Source organism: Actinopolymorpha sp. B9G3, assembly GCF_040120725.1.
In the GTDB taxonomy this organism is placed as follows: domain Bacteria; phylum Actinomycetota; class Actinomycetes; order Propionibacteriales; family Actinopolymorphaceae; genus Thermasporomyces.
Window position 1 is genome coordinate 37,789 of the sequence record NZ_JBEEAB010000035.1, and the last position, 16,301, is coordinate 54,089.

The 16,301-nt window shown below is 68.3% G+C and carries 19 protein-coding genes and 1 tRNA gene; 12 read left to right on the plus strand and 8 right to left on the minus strand.

Annotation, left to right across the window (positions count from 1 at the left end):
* The first annotated feature begins 54 nt into the window (after window positions 1–54).
* The 5 genes from ABNF93_RS32695 to ABNF93_RS32715 all read left to right on the plus strand — a co-directional run bounded on the left by ABNF93_RS32695 (window position 55) and on the right by ABNF93_RS32715 (window position 4,596).
* A complete protein-coding gene (locus tag ABNF93_RS32695; RefSeq protein WP_349332137.1) occupies window positions 55–435 on the plus strand; it encodes a phosphotransferase in 381 nt (126 codons plus the stop codon).
* Between the two features lie 304 nt (window positions 436–739).
* Window positions 740–1,252: a GNAT family N-acetyltransferase gene (locus ABNF93_RS32700; RefSeq protein ID WP_349332138.1), complete on the plus strand. Its 513-nt coding sequence runs from the start codon at window positions 740–742 to the stop codon at window positions 1,250–1,252.
* 5 nt (window positions 1,253–1,257) lie between these two features.
* A complete protein-coding gene (locus ABNF93_RS35130) occupies window positions 1,258–1,950 on the plus strand; it encodes an ATP-binding protein (RefSeq protein ID WP_502877668.1) in 693 nt (230 codons plus the stop codon).
* Window positions 1,951–2,144: 194 nt separating this feature from the next.
* Window positions 2,145–3,983, plus strand: coding sequence for a glutamine--fructose-6-phosphate transaminase (isomerizing) (gene glmS, locus ABNF93_RS32710; protein WP_349332140.1), 1,839 nt, complete (start codon window positions 2,145–2,147; stop codon window positions 3,981–3,983).
* An 88-nt stretch (window positions 3,984–4,071) separates the two neighbouring features.
* Window positions 4,072–4,596, plus strand: a complete 525-nt coding sequence (locus ABNF93_RS32715) for a class I tRNA ligase family protein (protein ID WP_349332141.1) — start codon at window positions 4,072–4,074, stop codon at window positions 4,594–4,596.
* 103 nt (window positions 4,597–4,699) lie between these two features.
* Here the strand turns inward: ABNF93_RS32715 and ABNF93_RS35135 are convergent, their stop codons facing one another.
* Window positions 4,700–4,855, minus strand: coding sequence for an NUDIX domain-containing protein (locus ABNF93_RS35135; protein WP_502877669.1), 156 nt, complete (start codon window positions 4,853–4,855; stop codon window positions 4,700–4,702).
* Window positions 4,856–5,250: 395 nt separating this feature from the next.
* Between ABNF93_RS35135 and ABNF93_RS32720 the strand changes: the two genes are divergently transcribed.
* From ABNF93_RS32720 to ABNF93_RS35140, 3 genes are read left to right on the plus strand one after another with little or no spacing between them, the layout of a single operon-like run.
* Window positions 5,251–5,526 carry a helix-turn-helix domain-containing protein gene (locus ABNF93_RS32720; protein WP_349331671.1) on the plus strand — a complete coding sequence of 92 codons (276 nt, stop codon included), beginning with the start codon at window positions 5,251–5,253 and terminating at the stop codon, window positions 5,524–5,526.
* Window positions 5,527–5,546: 20 nt separating this feature from the next.
* Window positions 5,547–6,029, plus strand: a complete 483-nt coding sequence (locus ABNF93_RS32725) for a DDE-type integrase/transposase/recombinase (protein WP_349332142.1) — start codon at window positions 5,547–5,549, stop codon at window positions 6,027–6,029.
* 51 nt (window positions 6,030–6,080) lie between these two features.
* Window positions 6,081–6,446 (plus strand): hypothetical protein, encoded by a 366-nt coding sequence (locus ABNF93_RS35140; RefSeq protein ID WP_502877670.1) that lies wholly within the window; start codon window positions 6,081–6,083, stop codon window positions 6,444–6,446.
* Window positions 6,447–6,512: 66 nt separating this feature from the next.
* On the opposite strand, the gene ABNF93_RS32735 is transcribed toward ABNF93_RS35140, so the two are convergent.
* From ABNF93_RS32735 to ABNF93_RS32745, 3 genes are all read right to left on the minus strand, one after another.
* A tRNA-Arg gene (locus ABNF93_RS32735) sits at window positions 6,513–6,585 on the minus strand.
* A gap of 72 nt (window positions 6,586–6,657) precedes the next feature.
* Window positions 6,658–7,581 carry a D-isomer specific 2-hydroxyacid dehydrogenase family protein gene (locus ABNF93_RS32740; protein ID WP_349332144.1) on the minus strand — a complete coding sequence of 308 codons (924 nt, stop codon included), beginning with the start codon at window positions 7,579–7,581 and terminating at the stop codon, window positions 6,658–6,660.
* 35 nt (window positions 7,582–7,616) lie between these two features.
* On the minus strand, window positions 7,617–8,396 hold the full coding sequence (locus ABNF93_RS32745) for a phytanoyl-CoA dioxygenase family protein (RefSeq protein ID WP_349332145.1): 780 nt from the start codon (window positions 8,394–8,396) through the stop codon (window positions 7,617–7,619).
* Window positions 8,397–8,516: 120 nt separating this feature from the next.
* Here ABNF93_RS32745 and ABNF93_RS32750 point away from each other — a divergent pair, with 120 nt between their 5' ends.
* Complete coding sequence (locus ABNF93_RS32750) at window positions 8,517–9,182, plus strand: alpha-ketoglutarate-dependent dioxygenase AlkB family protein (RefSeq protein ID WP_349332146.1); 666 nt, start codon at window positions 8,517–8,519, stop codon at window positions 9,180–9,182.
* Window positions 9,183–9,262: 80 nt separating this feature from the next.
* Entirely contained in the window at window positions 9,263–9,982 is a 720-nt protein-coding gene (locus tag ABNF93_RS32755; RefSeq protein WP_349332147.1) for a helix-turn-helix transcriptional regulator, read from the plus strand.
* A gap of 150 nt (window positions 9,983–10,132) precedes the next feature.
* Here the strand turns inward: ABNF93_RS32755 and ABNF93_RS32760 are convergent, their stop codons facing one another.
* Window positions 10,133–11,632 carry a hypothetical protein gene (locus tag ABNF93_RS32760; protein WP_349332148.1) on the minus strand — a complete coding sequence of 500 codons (1,500 nt, stop codon included), beginning with the start codon at window positions 11,630–11,632 and terminating at the stop codon, window positions 10,133–10,135.
* Window positions 11,633–11,963: 331 nt separating this feature from the next.
* The gene (locus tag ABNF93_RS32765) at window positions 11,964–12,758 is read right to left on the minus strand and encodes an aldo/keto reductase (protein WP_349332149.1); all 795 of its coding nucleotides are present in this window, start codon (window positions 12,756–12,758) and stop codon (window positions 11,964–11,966) included.
* A gap of 127 nt (window positions 12,759–12,885) precedes the next feature.
* On the opposite strand from ABNF93_RS32765, the gene ABNF93_RS32770 reads away from it, so the two are divergent.
* Window positions 12,886–13,902 carry an LLM class flavin-dependent oxidoreductase gene (locus tag ABNF93_RS32770; protein ID WP_349332150.1) on the plus strand — a complete coding sequence of 339 codons (1,017 nt, stop codon included), beginning with the start codon at window positions 12,886–12,888 and terminating at the stop codon, window positions 13,900–13,902.
* Between the two features lie 26 nt (window positions 13,903–13,928).
* Window positions 13,929–14,273, plus strand: coding sequence for a hypothetical protein (locus tag ABNF93_RS32775; protein ID WP_349332151.1), 345 nt, complete (start codon window positions 13,929–13,931; stop codon window positions 14,271–14,273).
* 93 nt (window positions 14,274–14,366) lie between these two features.
* Here the strand turns inward: ABNF93_RS32775 and ABNF93_RS32780 are convergent, their stop codons facing one another.
* Window positions 14,367–15,140, minus strand: a complete 774-nt coding sequence (locus ABNF93_RS32780; protein WP_349332152.1) for an SAF domain-containing protein — start codon at window positions 15,138–15,140, stop codon at window positions 14,367–14,369.
* Window positions 15,137–15,967, minus strand: coding sequence for an S-methyl-5'-thioadenosine phosphorylase (locus ABNF93_RS32785; protein WP_349332153.1), 831 nt, complete (start codon window positions 15,965–15,967; stop codon window positions 15,137–15,139). The genes ABNF93_RS32780 and ABNF93_RS32785 overlap by 4 nt, the downstream gene beginning before the upstream one ends.
* Between the last annotated feature and the right edge of the window lie 334 nt (window positions 15,968–16,301).

A 16,301-nucleotide genomic window follows, 5' to 3' on the forward strand; every position in this document is an offset into this window, starting at 1 on the left:
CTTATCTCACAGTCCCTCCTGTCTCGATGTGAAAGCGTTTGGCGGGATCGCTACGTGATCCTGGACGACCTGGACCGACTTCCGCTTGTCGTGTCTCACGGTGACGCGCTACCGAGGAACATGCTCCGCCGAGAACAGGAACATGTGCTGGAGGTCGACTGGGCGCAACTCGGCTACAACACGGTTGGCTCCGACCTAGCGAGCCTCTACCTCTACTCGTCTACCGAGATCGACAACCTTGTAAGGGCGTATGTCGACGGTCTCGCGGGCGCTCAACAGATCGATGGGAGGCTGGTCAGATACGCGACGATTCGTGTAGCGGCGCTGATCGCTGTCTTGCGGGCTTCAAGAGCAGTTGCGGCCGAGCATGGCATCGATGGTTACATCGGGCGCCTCATCCGAGCCGAGCTCCTGCTAGCCGAGGTGTCCCGATGACCAGCGCCCCGTAGCAAGCCCCGTCGAGCGGGCTAAAGCGGGATTGCGGACGCGGCTCACGCTCCGGGCGTTCTTGCCGACCTGGCGCACGCCCTCGGATCCGTACTGCTCGAACCGCTCGACTGTCGCGGAGTAGAGGAAGCGGTCCCTGCGCTTCGCAGAGCGGGGGAGGGCCTGACGCAGGTAGCGTTCGTCTCGGATGTTGCCTTGCCGTTCCGCGACAACCCGTCGACCAGGGTCCACCTGATATCGGTAAGCCGTTTCCGCGAGGTCGCCTCGGCCGTACCCGGAGGGATGAAGCTCTTTGGCAGCAACACGAGTGCTGGACGCGTCAACGGTCGACATCGTTGAGTCGCATGCCGTCGAGCTGGTCTTCGAATACATGGCAGCCACCCAGCAGGAAGCCGGCCGGCATGTACCCGCACGCGTCGACCAGCTGCCGGCCGGGTTGCGCTCGGAATGTGAGAATCTCTCGGCGGTGTTTCGGCCGCCGGGTGCCCTCCTGCTCGCCTACGACGCCGAGCGGCCCGCAGGCTGCGTCGGGCTTCAGCCTCGGAAACCGACTGGAACCGCCGAGGTCAAGCGGCTCTATGTGCGCCGGTCGCATCGCAGAGATGGGATCGGCCGGATGCTGATGGGCCACGTGCACGAACTCGCCGCACAACGCGGCTTCGACAGGCTCGTCCTCGACGTCATGCCCACTCGCAGTCAGGTCATCGATTTCTACCGACGCCTTGGCTATACCGAGACCGAACCTTTCGCCACTGAGTCACCCGACCCGATGATCTACATGGAAACGCAGGTGGTGCCTGCATAACTGTTGTGGGCTGTTCTCCGAAGACAAGGGGCAGCTCAGATCCGGGGACTGCAGTCACAGAGCGCAACCTTATCCATCGCGTCGCCCGACGATCCGGGGCCGCCGCACAAGCTGCGATCGGCGCTGCGGCGCGTGAGCTGCACCTTCCCACCGTCCGCGCAGAAGCCACCCGGCTGGCCGAGATCGCGGTCCGGGAACGCCAATCATACTTGGCGTTTCTCGCCGAAGTACTCGCAGCCGAGGTCGACGAACGTGCCGAACGACGACGCACCAGGCGAGTCGGCGAAGCGAAGTTCCCGCGCATCAAACGCCTTGCCGAGTTCAACCTCGACGCCGTCCCGACCATCGCCCCCGCGCAACTGGCCACCCTGGCCACCGGCGCCTACATCGACGCCGGCGAGCCCGTGGTCCTGCTTGGCGATTCCGGCACCGGCAAGACCCATTTGCTCGTCGCGCTCGGCCTGGCCGCCTGTGAGCAAGGCCGCCGAGTCCGCTACACAACTACCGCTCAGCTGGTCAACGAACTCGTCGAAGCCGTCGACGAACGTCAGCTTTCTCGAGTCGTTGGCCGCTACGGCCGCCTCGACCTGCTCCTGCTCGATGAACTCGGCTACGTCCAGATCGACCCACGGTGCCGAGCTGTTGTTCCAGATCATCACCGAACGCGAGGAACGTGCCAGCATCGGGATCGCCCCTGAACCGTATCGCCGCCTATCTCGCTGGTGAGGTGACGGAGCGCGGTGGGCAACCTTACCGAACACAGGGTCACCACCCGGACGGCATTCTCACCACGAGTGAGGGGGCACGGGCGGATACTGAGCCTTGCCCCCGCGCTTCCGGCAGGGGACCGGCAGTCGGCATACCCGGATTGAGCAGCACTGGAGGACCCTCTATGTGTGGAATCGTCGGAATGATCTCCACCCACTCGGTGACCCGCTCCACGGTGGAGCGCCTGGCCACGCTCGAGTACCGCGGCTATGACTCCTACGGCGTCGCCGTGCCCGCCGACGAGACGTTCGCGGTCACCAAAAGCGTCGGCTCGGTCAGCCGCGCGCTGGCGGTCGGCGCGTTCGATCAGGTCCCGGACGCCACGCTCGCACTCGCGCATACGCGCTGGGCCACCACCGGCGCGGTGACCGACGACAACTCCCATCCGCACCTATCCTTCGACGGCCGGGTCGCGATCGTGCACAACGGTGTGATCACCAATCACGCCCAGATCCGCCGCGAACTGGAAGCCGACGGCATCACGTTCGCTTCCGACACCGACAGTGAGATCGCCGCGCACCTCATCGCCTGCCAACTGCGGGACGGGCACGACGTGCCGACCGCGATCGGGCTGGCCACCAACGCGCTGGAAGGCGAATACGCGCTCGCGGTCCTGACCCTCGATGACCCGCACGCGGTGTATGGGGCCAAGCACAAGTCGCCGCTGGTGCTCTGCCACGACGGCCAGCAGGGGGTGCTGGCCTCCGACCAGATGGCGCTGGGCGAGATCGACGCCGATCTGCTGTTCCTCGACGACGGCGACATCGTCCGCCTCACCGTCGACACCGCGCAGGTCGTCACCGCCGGACCCGACGGCACGCCTATTCCGGTCGAACGGTCCTACACGCGGCTGGACGAGCGGACACAGACCGTCGAGAAGGGCGACTACCCGCACTGGATGATCAAGGAAATCCACGAGACCCCGGCCGCCGCGCGGACCGCCGCAACCATGCGCGACGAGCAGTTCACCGGCGTGCTAGACCCTCACGCCGACCGCTCGGTCACCCTGGTCGGCTCCGGCAGCGCTTACTACGTCTCCCACCTCGGCCAGTACTTCCTCGCCCAACTCGCCGGTGTCCGGGCGATCGCGTTGCCCAGTGACGAAGCCGAACCGCTTGCGCTGCTCAAGCCAGGGGACAGCCTGATCGCGGTCTCCCAGTCCGGCGAAACGTTCGACACCCTGGAAATCTGCCGAGCCGCCGTGGCCACCGGAGCGGTGGTGACCTCGATCAGCAACACCCCCAACTCCACCCAGGAACGGCTGTCCAGCCACGTCATCCGCCAGGGCAGCGGCCCAGAAATCTGCGTGCTGTCCACCAAAAGCATCATCTCCCAAATCGTGCTGCTGGCCCGCCTCGCCCTGGAAACCGGACGCGCCAACGGCCACCTCGACCAACAGCGCTACCGCGACCACCGAGGCTCGCTGGACCGGCTGCCTGAGACCCTGCGCGCCCACATCGGCACCGCCGCCGGCGCGATCCAGGAGCTCGCCACGAAATACAGCCACGTCTCCGACTGGTTCTTCCTCGGCCGCGGCGCCCTGTTCCCCGCCGCGTGCGAATCCGCGTTGAAGTTCAAGGAAGTCTCCTACCGCCACGCCGAAGGCGCCGCGGCCGGGTTCTTCAAGCACGGCACGATCAGCCTGATCGACGCCGACTTCTACACCGTCGCCCTGCTGCCCGAACGCTCCAGCGACCCCGACCGCCACGCCGCGACAATGGCGGCCGTCAGCGAGATCGGCGCCCGCGGCGGACCGGTCATCGGCATCGGCCCCACCGACATCCACCCCGACGAACGCCGGGCCTTCACCGAATACCTGCCACTGCCCTACCACGGCGACGACCCCGCCGACATCGTCCTCCAACTGGTCACCGGCCAACTACTGGCCTACTACTGCGCACTCGACCTCGGCCGCGAGATCGACCAACCCCGCTCACTGGCCAAATCCGTCACCGTCCGCTAAACCGCCACGCGCATGGTCACACGGTGACCCTTACCCGGAACTGAGGTGATCCGTGTGACCACGCCCCAGCGCTGGCTCCCCATCCCCCATGCAGCCGACTCCCAACGGGCGGCTGCACCTGGGTCACGGCGGCGGCCCCTGCCTGCGCGCCGACCCCCGAGCCCTGCGCCGCGACGGCCACACCGCCCACATCGTCACCGGCACCGACGCCTACGAAAACTGGATACTCGCCGACGCCCTGAACACCGGCCGAAGCCCAGAACAAACCCGCAGGCACTACCACGCCGGGATCGCCGACGATCTCACCCACCTCGGCATCCGGCTCGACGACTGGATCAACCCCCTCGACGCGGAACACCGCGACGCCTACCAGCGACTGCACCACGACAAACTCGCCGCGTTACAAGCACTCGGCCGCGCCCCCCAGGAAACCGAACCCGTACCGATCGGGCAGCACACCGGGCGGGTGATCTCCGGAACGTTTCTCGCCGGAACCTGCCCCGCCTGCCACGCACCTGCTGGCGGGCCATCCACCCAGACCCTCCCAGCGGGACAACCCCGAAGGCGCGGTGGGGCCAACATTCACGACGACCGATGGGGCCAGATCACTTGACGAAACTCATCGCCGGCTTGGGCGGTTGTCTGCGTCGTGGGTGCGGTCGCGTGGAACACAACGACCAAAAGAGTGCCACGATCAGCCACTGCGATCAGGTCGCCTATACGTGCTTCGATGCGGTTTTCTCGAACACCTCACGTCGCGCAGTCTGGGTGAGCTCCTCGCCCGGGAGCGCCATCCCGCCGGGCAACGCCCAGAGTCGTAGCCCGTAACTTTGCCGCACTAGCAGCACACGACCGTCACTGTCGCCGACCAGCTAGGAGTAGGTCTAACGAGCAAGTTTTGAGTCTTCTGTCCTCGGGACTGGACGCTCTCGATACTCGAGGTGGACCTGCAACGACACCGACCCGGGAGCACGCGCCCGTCCGCAGCGGGACCATCGGCAACGGGGTACCCGCGGCGCGGGCACGATACGGGCACAGATAGCCGGGACCAGCCGGTGTCAGCCGGAGCTAGCCGGACAGCCGATGATCAATAGCAGCTGCAAACCTGCAGGTCAGAGGCCAGTTCGAGGAGGCCAGGTGGGGTGCCCCCGGCAGTGTGCTGGCTCAGGACATCGGAATGGGGTGTCTCACGACATCGGAATAGGAATGTCTCGGGTCATCGGCATGGCGGGTCAAGTGCCGCTGGCCGGTTGGCAGAGGCTGCCCGGTGTCGAAACGTCGTCTTGTCATCACCGCCGTCCTCGCCGGCGCATCACAGTCCGAGACCGCCCGCACCTACGGTGTCTCCCAGAGCTGGATCAGTCGTCTCATGGCCCGCTACCGCGCGGCGGGCGAGGCCGCGTTCGAGCCGGACTCGCGGGCACCAAGGACCAGCCCCGCCTCGGCCGCCGAGGAGACCGTCCAACTCGTCCTCGAACTACGCAAGAAGCTCGCCGAGCAGGGTCTGGACGCCGGCGCAGACACCATCGGCTGGCGCGCCTGACCCACCACCACCAGATCACCGTGTCGCCGGCCACGATCAACCGAATCCTGGTCCGCCACGGCACCCTCACCCCCGACCCGTCCAAACGGCCGAAGTCGTCATACATCCGCTTCGCCGCGGAGCAGCCCAACCAGTGCTGGCAGTCCGACGTCACGCACTACCGGCGCACCAACCCCGACGGCACACCCAGCACGGATGTGGAGATCTTGTCCTGGCTCGACGACCACGCCCGCTATGCCCTCAGTGTGACCGTCCACCCCCGCATCACCGGCCAGATCGTTGTGGCTACCTTCGGTCAAACCGATACCCAGTATGGGATTCCGGCGTCCACGCTGAGGGACAACGGCATGGTCTTCACCACCCGGCTACCCGGTGGCAAAGGCGGCCGCAACGCCTTCGAGACCGAACTCCGCGCCCTGGGCGTGATGCAGAAGAACTCCCGCCCCAACCACCCCACCACGTGTGGGAAGGTCGAGCGATTCCAGCAAACAATGAAGAAATGACTGCGCGCCCAAGACCCCCAACCGTCCACCATCGCCGACCTCCAGACACTCCTGGACGCGTTCGTCACCGCCTACAACAACAACCGGCCACACCGGTCCCTACCGAACCGGGCAACCCCGGCCACCGCCTACACCGCCCGCCTCAAAGCCACCCCCGGCAGCCGCCACACCGACACCCACCACCGCCTCCGCCACGACCGCATCGACAAAGCCGGCAAGATCACCCTGCGCCACCAAGGAACGCTCTACTCCATCGGCATCGGCCGAACCCACACCCGAACCCGCGTCCTCGTGCTCGTCCAAGACCTCGACATCCGCATCATCGACGCCGCCACCGGCGAACTCCTCCGCGAACTCGTCCTCGACACATCCAAGCGCTACCAACCCACCGGACAACCACCCGGACCAACCCGCTAAACAACAGACGGCCGAACCCACCACTATTGGGTTCGGCCGTCCGGGATGTCGTGAGACATCACAAAGCGCCCCCGGCAGGATTCGAACCTGCGACACACGGTTTAGGAAACCGTTGCTCTATCCCCTGAGCTACGAGGGCTGGCTCGGCGCTGGCCCAGCGTATCGATGAACCAGCCCCGGTCCGGCGTCGGGCACGCCGACGTGCCGACGCTCAGTAGCCGCGCTCGACCTCGATCACGCCGACGAGCTCCTCACCTGCGATGTACCGACGTACGTTCTCGCCCACCCGTTCGGCCAGGCGAGGCATCAGCAGATGCGAAGGGTTGGCCGAGTGCGGGCTGATCAGCGCCCGCGGCTCGCTCCACAATGGATGGCCGTCGGGTAGTGGTTCGGGGTCGGTCACATCGAGCCCGACGCCGCCGATCGTCCCGGCCGCCAGTGCCTTCACGACGGCGTCGGTGTCGATCAACGATCCGCGCGCGATGTTGACGAGCCACGCGTGGGGCTGCATGAGCGCCAGCTCCCGTTCCCCGATCAGCGCCTGGGTCTCAGCGGTGGCAGGCGCGCCGATCACTACGACGTCCGACGCGGAGAGTACGCCGTCCAGCCCTGCCGGCGTGACGGTCGACGCCGCGCCTGGTACGGGCGTTCCCGATCGGGTGATCGCCAGCACCCTCACCCGGAACGGCGCGAGCAACGGGATAAGCGCCCGCCCGATCCCGCCGCACCCGACGATGCCGACCGTCTTGTCGAAGAGCGTCCCGACGTTGGGCCGCGTCCAGGTCTGTGCACGCGCCAAGGTGTGCAACTGCCGTACGCCGGCGAGCATGAGCGCGAGTGCCTGTTCGGCGACGGTCTCGGCGTAGCTGCCGACCGCGCTCGAGTAGATCTTGCCCGTACGAAAGACGTCGGCGGCGAACCACGACTCGACCCCAGCCGATGGGAGCTGCACCCACCGGATGCCCTCGTGGTCGACCTCGGCAAACTCGGCCGGCGAGCCACCCCACCAGACGATCGCCTCAGCGGCGGTACTCGTCTCGGTGGGTTCGCCGCCGGCGTTCTTGACCGCCTCGATCAGCTCCGGCGTCGCTCGGGGGCCGACGTAGATCTTCCGAGTGCGCGCTCCGTCAGTCATCTGACCATTATCTCGGCCCAGCTCCGGGCGGCCGCTCACGGGTACTTGATGTCGACCTCGGTCACGTCCAGCAGATAGTGCTGCGCCGAGTTCAACCGGTCGAACGTCGAACGCCGCAGATAGGCCTTCTGGTCCAGCTGTTGGGGGATGTCCCGCCGGCAGAACGCCGAGTGCATCGCCCGCCGCGGCCGGTCGGAGCTGTTGAGGGTGCCGCCATGCCACAGGTGACTGTTGAAGACCACGACGGTACCGGCGGGTGCGAGAAGCTGCACCTGGTCGGGGTGGTCGTCCGCGGGATCGGCCATCGCCTGGCCGGGGAGTACGCCGCCCAGGTGCGACCCGGGCACGACCCGGGTGGCGCCGTTCTCGGCGGTGAAGTCGTCGAGCAGCCAGATCGAGTTGCACACGCGGTAGTCGCCCGGCTGGACCGGCTCGCCGTAGTCGGTGTGCAGGCCCTGACGTCCCTGACCAGGCAGCGCCGCCCTGCTGTTGAGAGAGAACATCTTGAACGTACCCAGGACGTGATGGATCGCTGCGAGCACGCGAGGATGGGAGAGGCACACCTCGAACATCGGGTCCTTGTTGACCAGATCGGCCAACCTGTCCGTGCCTTCCTCCTGGTGTACCTCCAGACCTGCTTCGGCGCCCTCGGCGGCAGTGAGTTCGGTCAGTCGAGCATTGAACTTGTCGACCTCGCCTTGCGTCAGAATCCCGTACAGGGGCAGGAATCCGTTGCGGTCCAGAGCTGCCTTCTCCTCGGCCGAGAGCGTGTCCTCTGCTACGCCGAGCTCGCGTAGGGCGGCGGTGATGTCCATGGGCGTTCGCTCCTTCCACACACCTTCCTCGCCGAAATTATCGCCAGGGAAGGGCCCGCGGGCCATGCAGGACGCGACGAGCCCTATGCACAGAACGCCAGATCTGGGCAAGCTAGGGCCATGTCCGCGCTGCTCCCGCGATCCCAGGCAAAGATCGCCCCGGGTGCCGTCCACGTCCCTGACTGGCTCGACCTGGACACCCAGCGGCAACTCGTCCAGGCGTGCCGGGAGTGGGCCACCGGTCCGGCCGGCATGCGGGCGACGCGGCTGCCCAGCGGTGGCGTGATGTCCGTACGCACGGTCTGTCTCGGCTGGCACTGGGTCCCCTACCGTTACACCCGCACCGTCGACGACGGCAGCCCGGTACGGGAGTTCCCGGACTGGTTGGGGGAGCTGGCTCGACGCGCGGTCGGGGAGGCGTACGACGATCCGGCGGCCGCGGAGGCCTACCAACCCGACATCGCGCTGATCAACTTCTACGACGACAACGCCCGGATGGGCCTTCACCAGGATCGCGACGAGCGCAGCTTGGCTCCGGTGGTGTCGCTGAGCCTCGGTGACGCGTGCATCTTCAGGTTCGGCAACACGCGCAACCGCAACCGGCCGTGGACCGACGTCGAACTCCGGTCCGGCGACCTGTTCGTCTTCGGCGGCCCGTCGCGGTTGGCGTTCCACGGCGTACCCAGAGGACTGGTCAATCCGCAGCCACCCGACGGCGTGGGTGGGGAGATCGGGCTGGGCCACGGCCGGTTGAACATCACCATCCGCGAGTCGGGTCTGCGCTGATGCCTCCACGTCGAACGAACGCGGGCGCGCGGGCCGGGAGCAGCGCGAGCGACGATGCCCCCCGACTCCTCGGAGCGGGCGTGCACGTGGCTCCCCGCGGGCGGCACTTCCCCGTCCACGCGCACGGTTCCTGGGAGCTCGTCTACTACCTGCAGGGGCGGGTGCGCTGTCCGATCGGTGAGGAGTGGTACGACGCGATGCCTGGCACGGTGCTGGTCACCCCGCCGGGAGTGCCGCACGCGGAGTACACCGACGCGGGCTACACGAACCGGCACATCCAGGTGCAGGCGCCAGCGAGCCAGGCCTGGCCGCGGGTGTGCTATGACGACGGTGACCGCTCGCTCGGCCGGATCTTCGACGCTCTCACCCAGGAGGTGGCGCACCCGGGACCGGATCGCGACGACATGGCTCGTCTCCTGCTCGCCGAGCTGGACCTGCGGCTGCGGCGGGCCCGAGCCACTGTGGACGTGCCCTCCGGGGAGCGGTTGGTGGCTGGGGCCGAACGCCTTGTCGAGGAACGCTTCGCCAGCCGGATCCGGATCGCCGACATCGCCGCCGAGCTGGGGGTGTCGCCGTCGGGGCTCCGTGCGTACTTCGCGAGGTTCCGTGGCACCACCCTGAGGGCGTACCTCCATGCGGTGCGGCTGCGACACGCGATGGGTTACCTGCGCAACTCCACGTTGACGCTGCAGTCGATCGCGGAGTTGACGGGGTACGACTCGGTGAGCCACCTGAGCCGTCACGTCAAAGCGGCGACGGGCGCGTCACCTGGAACCCTCCGCGGCCCGCAGCGTTCCTGATCCCGGTCGAGCACAGGGCGCCGGAACGAGTGGAAGGCCCGGTGGCAAGAAGAAGCCCGCCGGTCAGTGTGAGGGAGGGATTCCCCACACCGACCGGCGGGCGGTCAAGCGCCGAAGCGCTCGGATTCTGCTGTGACGACCGTCAGGTCGTCAGTGCCGGATCAGGCGACGGAGCTTGAAGCCGGCGAGGCCGACTCCAGCCAGCATGAGCGCGATCACAGCGCCCCAGCCGAACGTCGCGAGCGGCGCCTTGTTGGACGCAGGTGCCAGGTCGGCGTTGACCGCACCCTCGCCCTTGACTCCGCCAGCCTCAGCACCGGCCTTCACACCGGCACCGTCGGCCTCGACCTGCGCACCAGCACCGGCCTGCGGAGCTGCCGCGCCGGCCTTGACACCCGGCTCGGACACAGCAGCGACGTTGCTGCCGCAGTCCACCTTGCCGAGCTCCAGGTCGACGAGACCCGGGTAACCTGTCTCGACACCGAGGGCGGTCACGCTGATCTGTCCGGCCTTAGCGGTCTGCTCGCCGACCTGCAGGTTGGCGAGGCGCACCGCGTCGAGCTGGTCAGCCGGAACCGCGGCGAGAACCTGGTCGAGAACACCGGTGACCTCGACCGGCAGCTGGCTCTGAACCTTCGACAGGACGTCGGTGAGGTTCAGGTCCAGGCCCTCCGGCGGAACGCTCGCCACCGGAATCTGCTGTCCGTTCACCACCGCGACGACCTGGGCCTCAACCGGGCTGGCCTTGCCGAACGTGTCGCTCGGCGTGGACAGGCAGTTGGCCGTGATCGACTTGCCGACCACCATCAGCTGGATGTCGGGCAGACCACCGGTCGGCAGGCTGCCGAGGGCCGGCAGGCCACCGAGGGCGGGAAGCTCCCCAAGGCTGAGGTCCGGCAGCGCCAGGTCCGGAGACTCGACGTCAGGCACCCCAGGAATGGGCAGCGTGCTGGTCAACGGCAGGTTTCCGGTCAGGTCGCCGGTCGACGGAACCGCCGGCAGGAGGCCACCGGTCGACGCCAGGTTGCCACCGAGGCCACTGAGCAGGCCGTCGGCGAGACCGTCGGTCAGGTCACCTGTCGCCGGAAGACTCGGCAGCGCCGGAAGACCCGGGAGCTCTCCACCCAGCAGGGCGGTGAGGCCAAGCGCGTCGAGCGTCCCGAGCGACACCTGGATCTGGCCATCGCCACTGACCAGGCAGCCATTGTTGGCACCGAGCTGGACGACACCGTTGGCACCGACCACGCCCGCGCATGCGGCGGCGTACCCATTGGGAGTCGTGGCGGCGTCCTGTCCGAGTGCACCGACGAGCGCGACCTGCTGATCACCGATCATCGGCAGCTCAGGCGCCTTGACACCCTTCACAGTTTCCAACGCGCCATCATTAACCGAGAGGTAACCGCCACTACCGGCAACCTGTCCGCCCACGCTGACGTTGAACGAGTTGGCCTGCGCGCGGCTGACCGTCTCTCCAGCAGCGATGTCACTGCCATTGCCGCCGCCCGCGCTGGCTGCAGCCGGAGCCGCGGCAAGTGCCGACACCACGGCAAGGCTCGCGCCGACGACCGCGGCACGTCCTGCCCATGCTCCAGCTCGGATGAGCTTTTCCGGGGACGACCCCGGTCCACGCATCACCATCGACGCTGTCACGTCCCTCCACTATGCGGAAATTGCCATGCCCCCCAAGGCACTCTTGTGGCCCTGGCGTTATTTCCCTTGTGTGCTGGAGGAACGAGTCATTAAGGGGGAAGTTACGCCTTCTGCGGTGAATTTTCCGATTAGGAACGATTCACGGGACGCCGCTGGCTGGGTCGGCGGTGCCTGCCCCGCGCGTACCACGGCCAGGGGTGGCGTGTCTTGGTCCCGTTCCGGTCCTCGGGCCGCATCGGCAGGCCCCCATGCTGCACTGTGCGGGTGGCACGCGTCATGGAGGGCCCCTGGGTTCGCCCGTCGGCCCTGGTCAGGCGTTCGCGAGCTGCGTCTAGCTCTCGCTCAGGCCGTCGATCGTAGCCATCTCGGCAGAGGTCAGCTCGAAGTCGAGTACGTCGACGTTGGACTCGATGCGTTCGCGTCGGGCCGACTTGGGGATCACCACGATGCCATGCTGGACGTGCCAACGGATGATGACCTGCGCGGCGGTCTTGCCGTGTGCCCCGGCGATCTCGACGAGGGCCGGGTCGTCGAGCCGCGCCGCCCGGAACGGGCTGTAGCCCTCGAGCACCACTCCGCGTTCGCGCATCGCGTCGAGTACGCCGCGGTCGAACTGGAACGGGCTCCACTTGATCTGGTTCGCCGCGGGCGCCTGCCCGGTCGCCTCGATGAGCTCGTCGACCTGCGCCACGGAGTAGTTGCTCACGCCGATGGCACGGGCCAGGCCCTGCTTCTGCGCCTCGACGAAGACCTGCCACGAGTCGACCCCGGCCGTTCCACCGGGTGGCCAGTGGATGAGCCACAGATCGACGTACGGCGTACCAAGCTTCTCCAGGCTCTCCTCGAGCGTCTGGCGTTCGCGTCCCACGTGGTCCGGCGGCATCTTGGTCGTGACGAAGATCTGGTCGCGGGGTACGCCGCTGTCACGCAACGCGGCGCCGACCTGGGACTCGTTGCGGTATCCGGTCGCGGTATCGATGTGCCGGTAGCCAATTTCCAGGGCCGTCTGCACGGAGTTGCGAGCCTCGTCGTCGCGAAGCTGCCAGGTGCCGAAACCGAGGAGCGGCATGCGCCCGCCGCCCGGAAGGGCGGCAACGAGGTCGGAGGTGAGGCCGATGTTAGTCATGGGTCAGGTCCTACCCCGTCGACCGGGCGGCTGCCAAGTGAGGGGTCGCGGCGCCGCCCGGCGCTGGCCGCATCCGGTCCGCCGTTGAGTCGGGAACAACAGTGGGGACGTCCAGGTTTGCACCGGCGTGGCTACCGACGTCGCGCACGTTCCGCTGTCCGTACTCGACCTCGCCCCCGTCGGGTCGGGCCAGACTACGAGCGACGCGCTCCATGCCTCTGTCTCGCTCGCCCGGCGGGTCGAGGAGCTGGGCTATCACCGCTACTGGGTCGCCGAGCACCACAACATGCCCGGGATCGCCTCGACCAGCCCGGCGGTCATGATCGCCCATGTCGCGACCCGCACGTCCCGTATCCGGGTCGGCTCCGGCGGGGTGATGCTGCCCAACCACGCTCCGCTCGTGGTGGCCGAACAGTTCGCGATGCTGGAGGCGCTGCATCCGGGTCGGATAGACCTCGGGATCGGTCGTGCTCCCGGGACCGACCAGGCGACCGCGGCAGCGTTACGTCGTACGCCGGAAGGACTGGGAGCAGAGGACTTCCCGCGCGAACTCGACGACCTGCTGGCGCTCCTCGGTGACCCGACCCGGGAAGAAGCGCGGACTCTACGGATCACAGCCACCCCGGCGGCACTCTCGTCGCCGGCGGTGTGGCTGCTCGGGTCGAGCGGCTACAGCGCCCAGGTCGCGGGCACGCTCGGGCTGCCGTTCGCGTTCGCTCATCACTTCAGCGCCCGGAACACCCTGCCGGCGCTCGATCTCTACCGCAGCGCATTCCGGGCGTCCGAGGTGCTCGACAGGCCGTACGCGATGGTCACGCAGGCAGCGTTCGTGGCCGACACCGCCGAAGAGGCCGAGCGGCAGGCCCAGCCCGCGCGGTTGGCGCAGGTCTCGCTGCGCGCGGGCCGACCGCGCGCGTTGCCGAGCCCGGAGGAAGCGGCGGCGCACGCGTGGACCACTGCCGAGCGCGAGATCCTCGCCGCCTCGCCCGGCCGGCCGACGGTAGGCGACCCCCAGGGGGTACGAACCGAACTGGCGGAGCTGGTGGCGGCGACCGGCGCCGACGAGCTGATGATCACGTCCATGACCCACGGCGTCGACGAACGGCTCCGGAGCTTCGAACTGCTCGCGAAGGCCTGGCAGTGAGCGCGAGCGGGACAGAGACTGGAGAGATGACGCCAGCCAAGTACCCAGCCGACGGGCCGGACGACGGAACTGCCCCGGAGTCGGGTGCGGAGTTTGCGGAGTCGAGTGTGGAGTCGGGTGCGGAGTCGAGTGTGGAGTCGGGTGCGGAGCCGGCCGACGGACTTGGCGGCCAGCGGGTCCACGAGCGGGACGACCGTAGTGACCCGGAGCCGGGGGGCCAGCGGGTGACGCGATCGTCGGTGTCGCCGGACCGGATCGGACCGCTGCTTCCGGCCCGGGCGGCCGAGGACGATCCGGCGTCCTGGGGCGATCGCGGGGACGATGACGACGAGCGACTGCGGGCCGACGTACCACCCCACCACGGCGCCTGACCTCCCACGCGCTTCCCGACGACCTCGCCACCAGCCGCCGGCGCAGGCCCCTCGCGTCCGCCGCTCACGTGACCCGGTGACGCCCAAGGCGGGTCACGTGGTGGGGGAACCGCGCAGCACCAGGGACAGGCGAGCGGTCACGGCAGCCCGCGCCAGGTCGGCGGCGACCTCCGGCGGCACCGCCACGACAACGAGACCGCCCTCGGCACCGAAACCACCACCCACCCCACCTCCGCCACCCGCGAGCGCGGAGTCACCCGACAGCAGATCGCCGGACAGGTCACCGCCGCTCGCACCCGAACCGTCTCCGTTCCCGGCAGCCAGCCGCCCGTCTCCCGTACCGGGGAGCACGAGCACTCTCGCCTCGCGCACGACGTACCGGGCCGGCGACCCGGCGTCCTCCGCATCGGTCTCCGCGGCCAGCAGGTCGATCCGGTCACCCACCCGGACAAGGGCCAGTGCGCCAGCGTCGGCCACCCGCACAGGGGCCGCGACCAACTCGCCCTCGGACCGGTCGTGGAGAAGGCCGGGGCCTACCAGGTCGACATCGGTCAGGGGCGCACCCGCGCGGACCGGCCCGGCCAGGATCCGCCCGGTGCGTGGATCGCCTGGCGTCAGGGCGCCGGCGGGTATGACGTCACGGGGGAGAGCGACCGTGCGAACGTCGGAGTCGGCGAGGCGGGCGCCGCCGGGCAGGTCGCGTGCCGCCGCGAGCACCGTGGCGGTCGGCGCCGGTGCGGGTTCTGTCAGGTGGAGCGCCACCGCCATGCCGGCCGCCGCCAGCCCTGCCGCGAGCAGCCGCCGGTGCCACGACACCGCCCGGCGCAGGTCGCGCCCGAACCGTCTGGTCGTCAGCATGTCGATCATTCCGGCAGGGTGAGCGGGATCGGCAGCCCGTCGAGGGCCGTGGCGCACGGGCAGGCTCGCACGGACGGGAGGTCGGGGATCACGGAGTACAGCACCTTGCGCAGGCGGTCCAGGTGGGTGGCGAAGAGCGCGAAGACCTCCGCCTGGCTGACCCCCTCTCCTTCGGTGACACCGGCGTCGAGGTCGGTGACCAGGGCGATGGCGGTGTAGCAGAGGCCGAGCTCGCGCGCCAGAACAGCTTCGGGGTGCCCGGTCATGTTGACGAGCGACCAGCCCGCCGCGGCGTACGACCTGGACTCGGCGCGGGTCGAGAACCGCGGCCCTTCGATCACCACCATCGTCCCGCCACCGGTGGCTCGCCAGCCCGTTCGGTCGAGGGCGTCGAGGACGACCCGGCGACCGTCGGGACAGTACGGATCGGCGAAGCTCACATGGACCGCGCCCGTGTCGTAGTAGGTCTGGATCCGGCCCGACGTCCTATCGACCAACTGGTCGGGGACCACGACGCTGCCCGGGCCGAGGTCGGCCCGCAGGGAGCCGACCGCGCACGGACCGAGGACCTGTCGTACGCCGACCGACCGCAGTGCCCAGAGGTTGGCGCGGTAGTTGATCCGATGGGGTGGGTGCCGATGATCGCGCCCGTGCCGCGGCAGGAACGCGACAGCGCGGCCGCCGACGGTGCCGACGACCAGTGGATCGGACGGCTCACCGTAAGGCGTCGTGACGGCGACCTCGGTGGTGTCGTCGAGAAAGGCGTAGAAACCGGAGCCGCCGATGACGCCGATCTGCGCCCGCGGGGGCGGCGAGGAAGGGGGAGATGCGGTCATGCGGAGAGGCTAGGGAAATTCGGTGGACCCCGAGCGAGTTGTCCACATTCGCAGCCGATCGGGCACCTGTGGACAAAATCTGGCAGTACGCAGCGTCCAGCGCTCGTTGATCGCGGCGGTGTGGAGGGTGGCTCCGTCGCAGGCGGCTAGCTTGTCAACGTGGTCGCCATCGCTCGGCGGCTAGGGCGTGTCTCCTAAAGATGTGGCGTGTGGTCGGCCAGTATTGGTTTCATGATCCGTTCAGGTGTGATCGACGATGGTTTGTGGTCTGTGATCGAGCCGGTTCTTCCTTGTGGGGATGGGCGTCAGGGGCGTCCATGGAATGACCACCGGT

Coding starts and splice junctions, on each gene's coding strand:
- ABNF93_RS32780 (WP_349332152.1), bottom strand. CDS start 15,140: ATGATCGACATGCTGACGACCAGACGGTTCGGGCGCGACCTGCGCCGG.
- ABNF93_RS32745 (WP_349332145.1), bottom strand. CDS start 8,396: ATGGACATCACCGCCGCCCTACGCGAGCTCGGCGTAGCAGAGGACACG.
- ABNF93_RS32715 (WP_349332141.1), top strand. CDS start 4,072: ATGCAGCCGACTCCCAACGGGCGGCTGCACCTGGGTCACGGCGGCGGC.
- ABNF93_RS32765 (WP_349332149.1), bottom strand. CDS start 12,758: ATGACTAACATCGGCCTCACCTCCGACCTCGTTGCCGCCCTTCCGGGC.
- ABNF93_RS32775 (WP_349332151.1), top strand. CDS start 13,929: ATGACGCCAGCCAAGTACCCAGCCGACGGGCCGGACGACGGAACTGCC.
- ABNF93_RS32785 (WP_349332153.1), bottom strand. CDS start 15,967: ATGACCGCATCTCCCCCTTCCTCGCCGCCCCCGCGGGCGCAGATCGGC.
- ABNF93_RS32740 (WP_349332144.1), bottom strand. CDS start 7,581: ATGACTGACGGAGCGCGCACTCGGAAGATCTACGTCGGCCCCCGAGCG.
- glmS (WP_349332140.1), top strand. CDS start 2,145: ATGTGTGGAATCGTCGGAATGATCTCCACCCACTCGGTGACCCGCTCC.
- ABNF93_RS32750 (WP_349332146.1), top strand. CDS start 8,517: ATGTCCGCGCTGCTCCCGCGATCCCAGGCAAAGATCGCCCCGGGTGCC.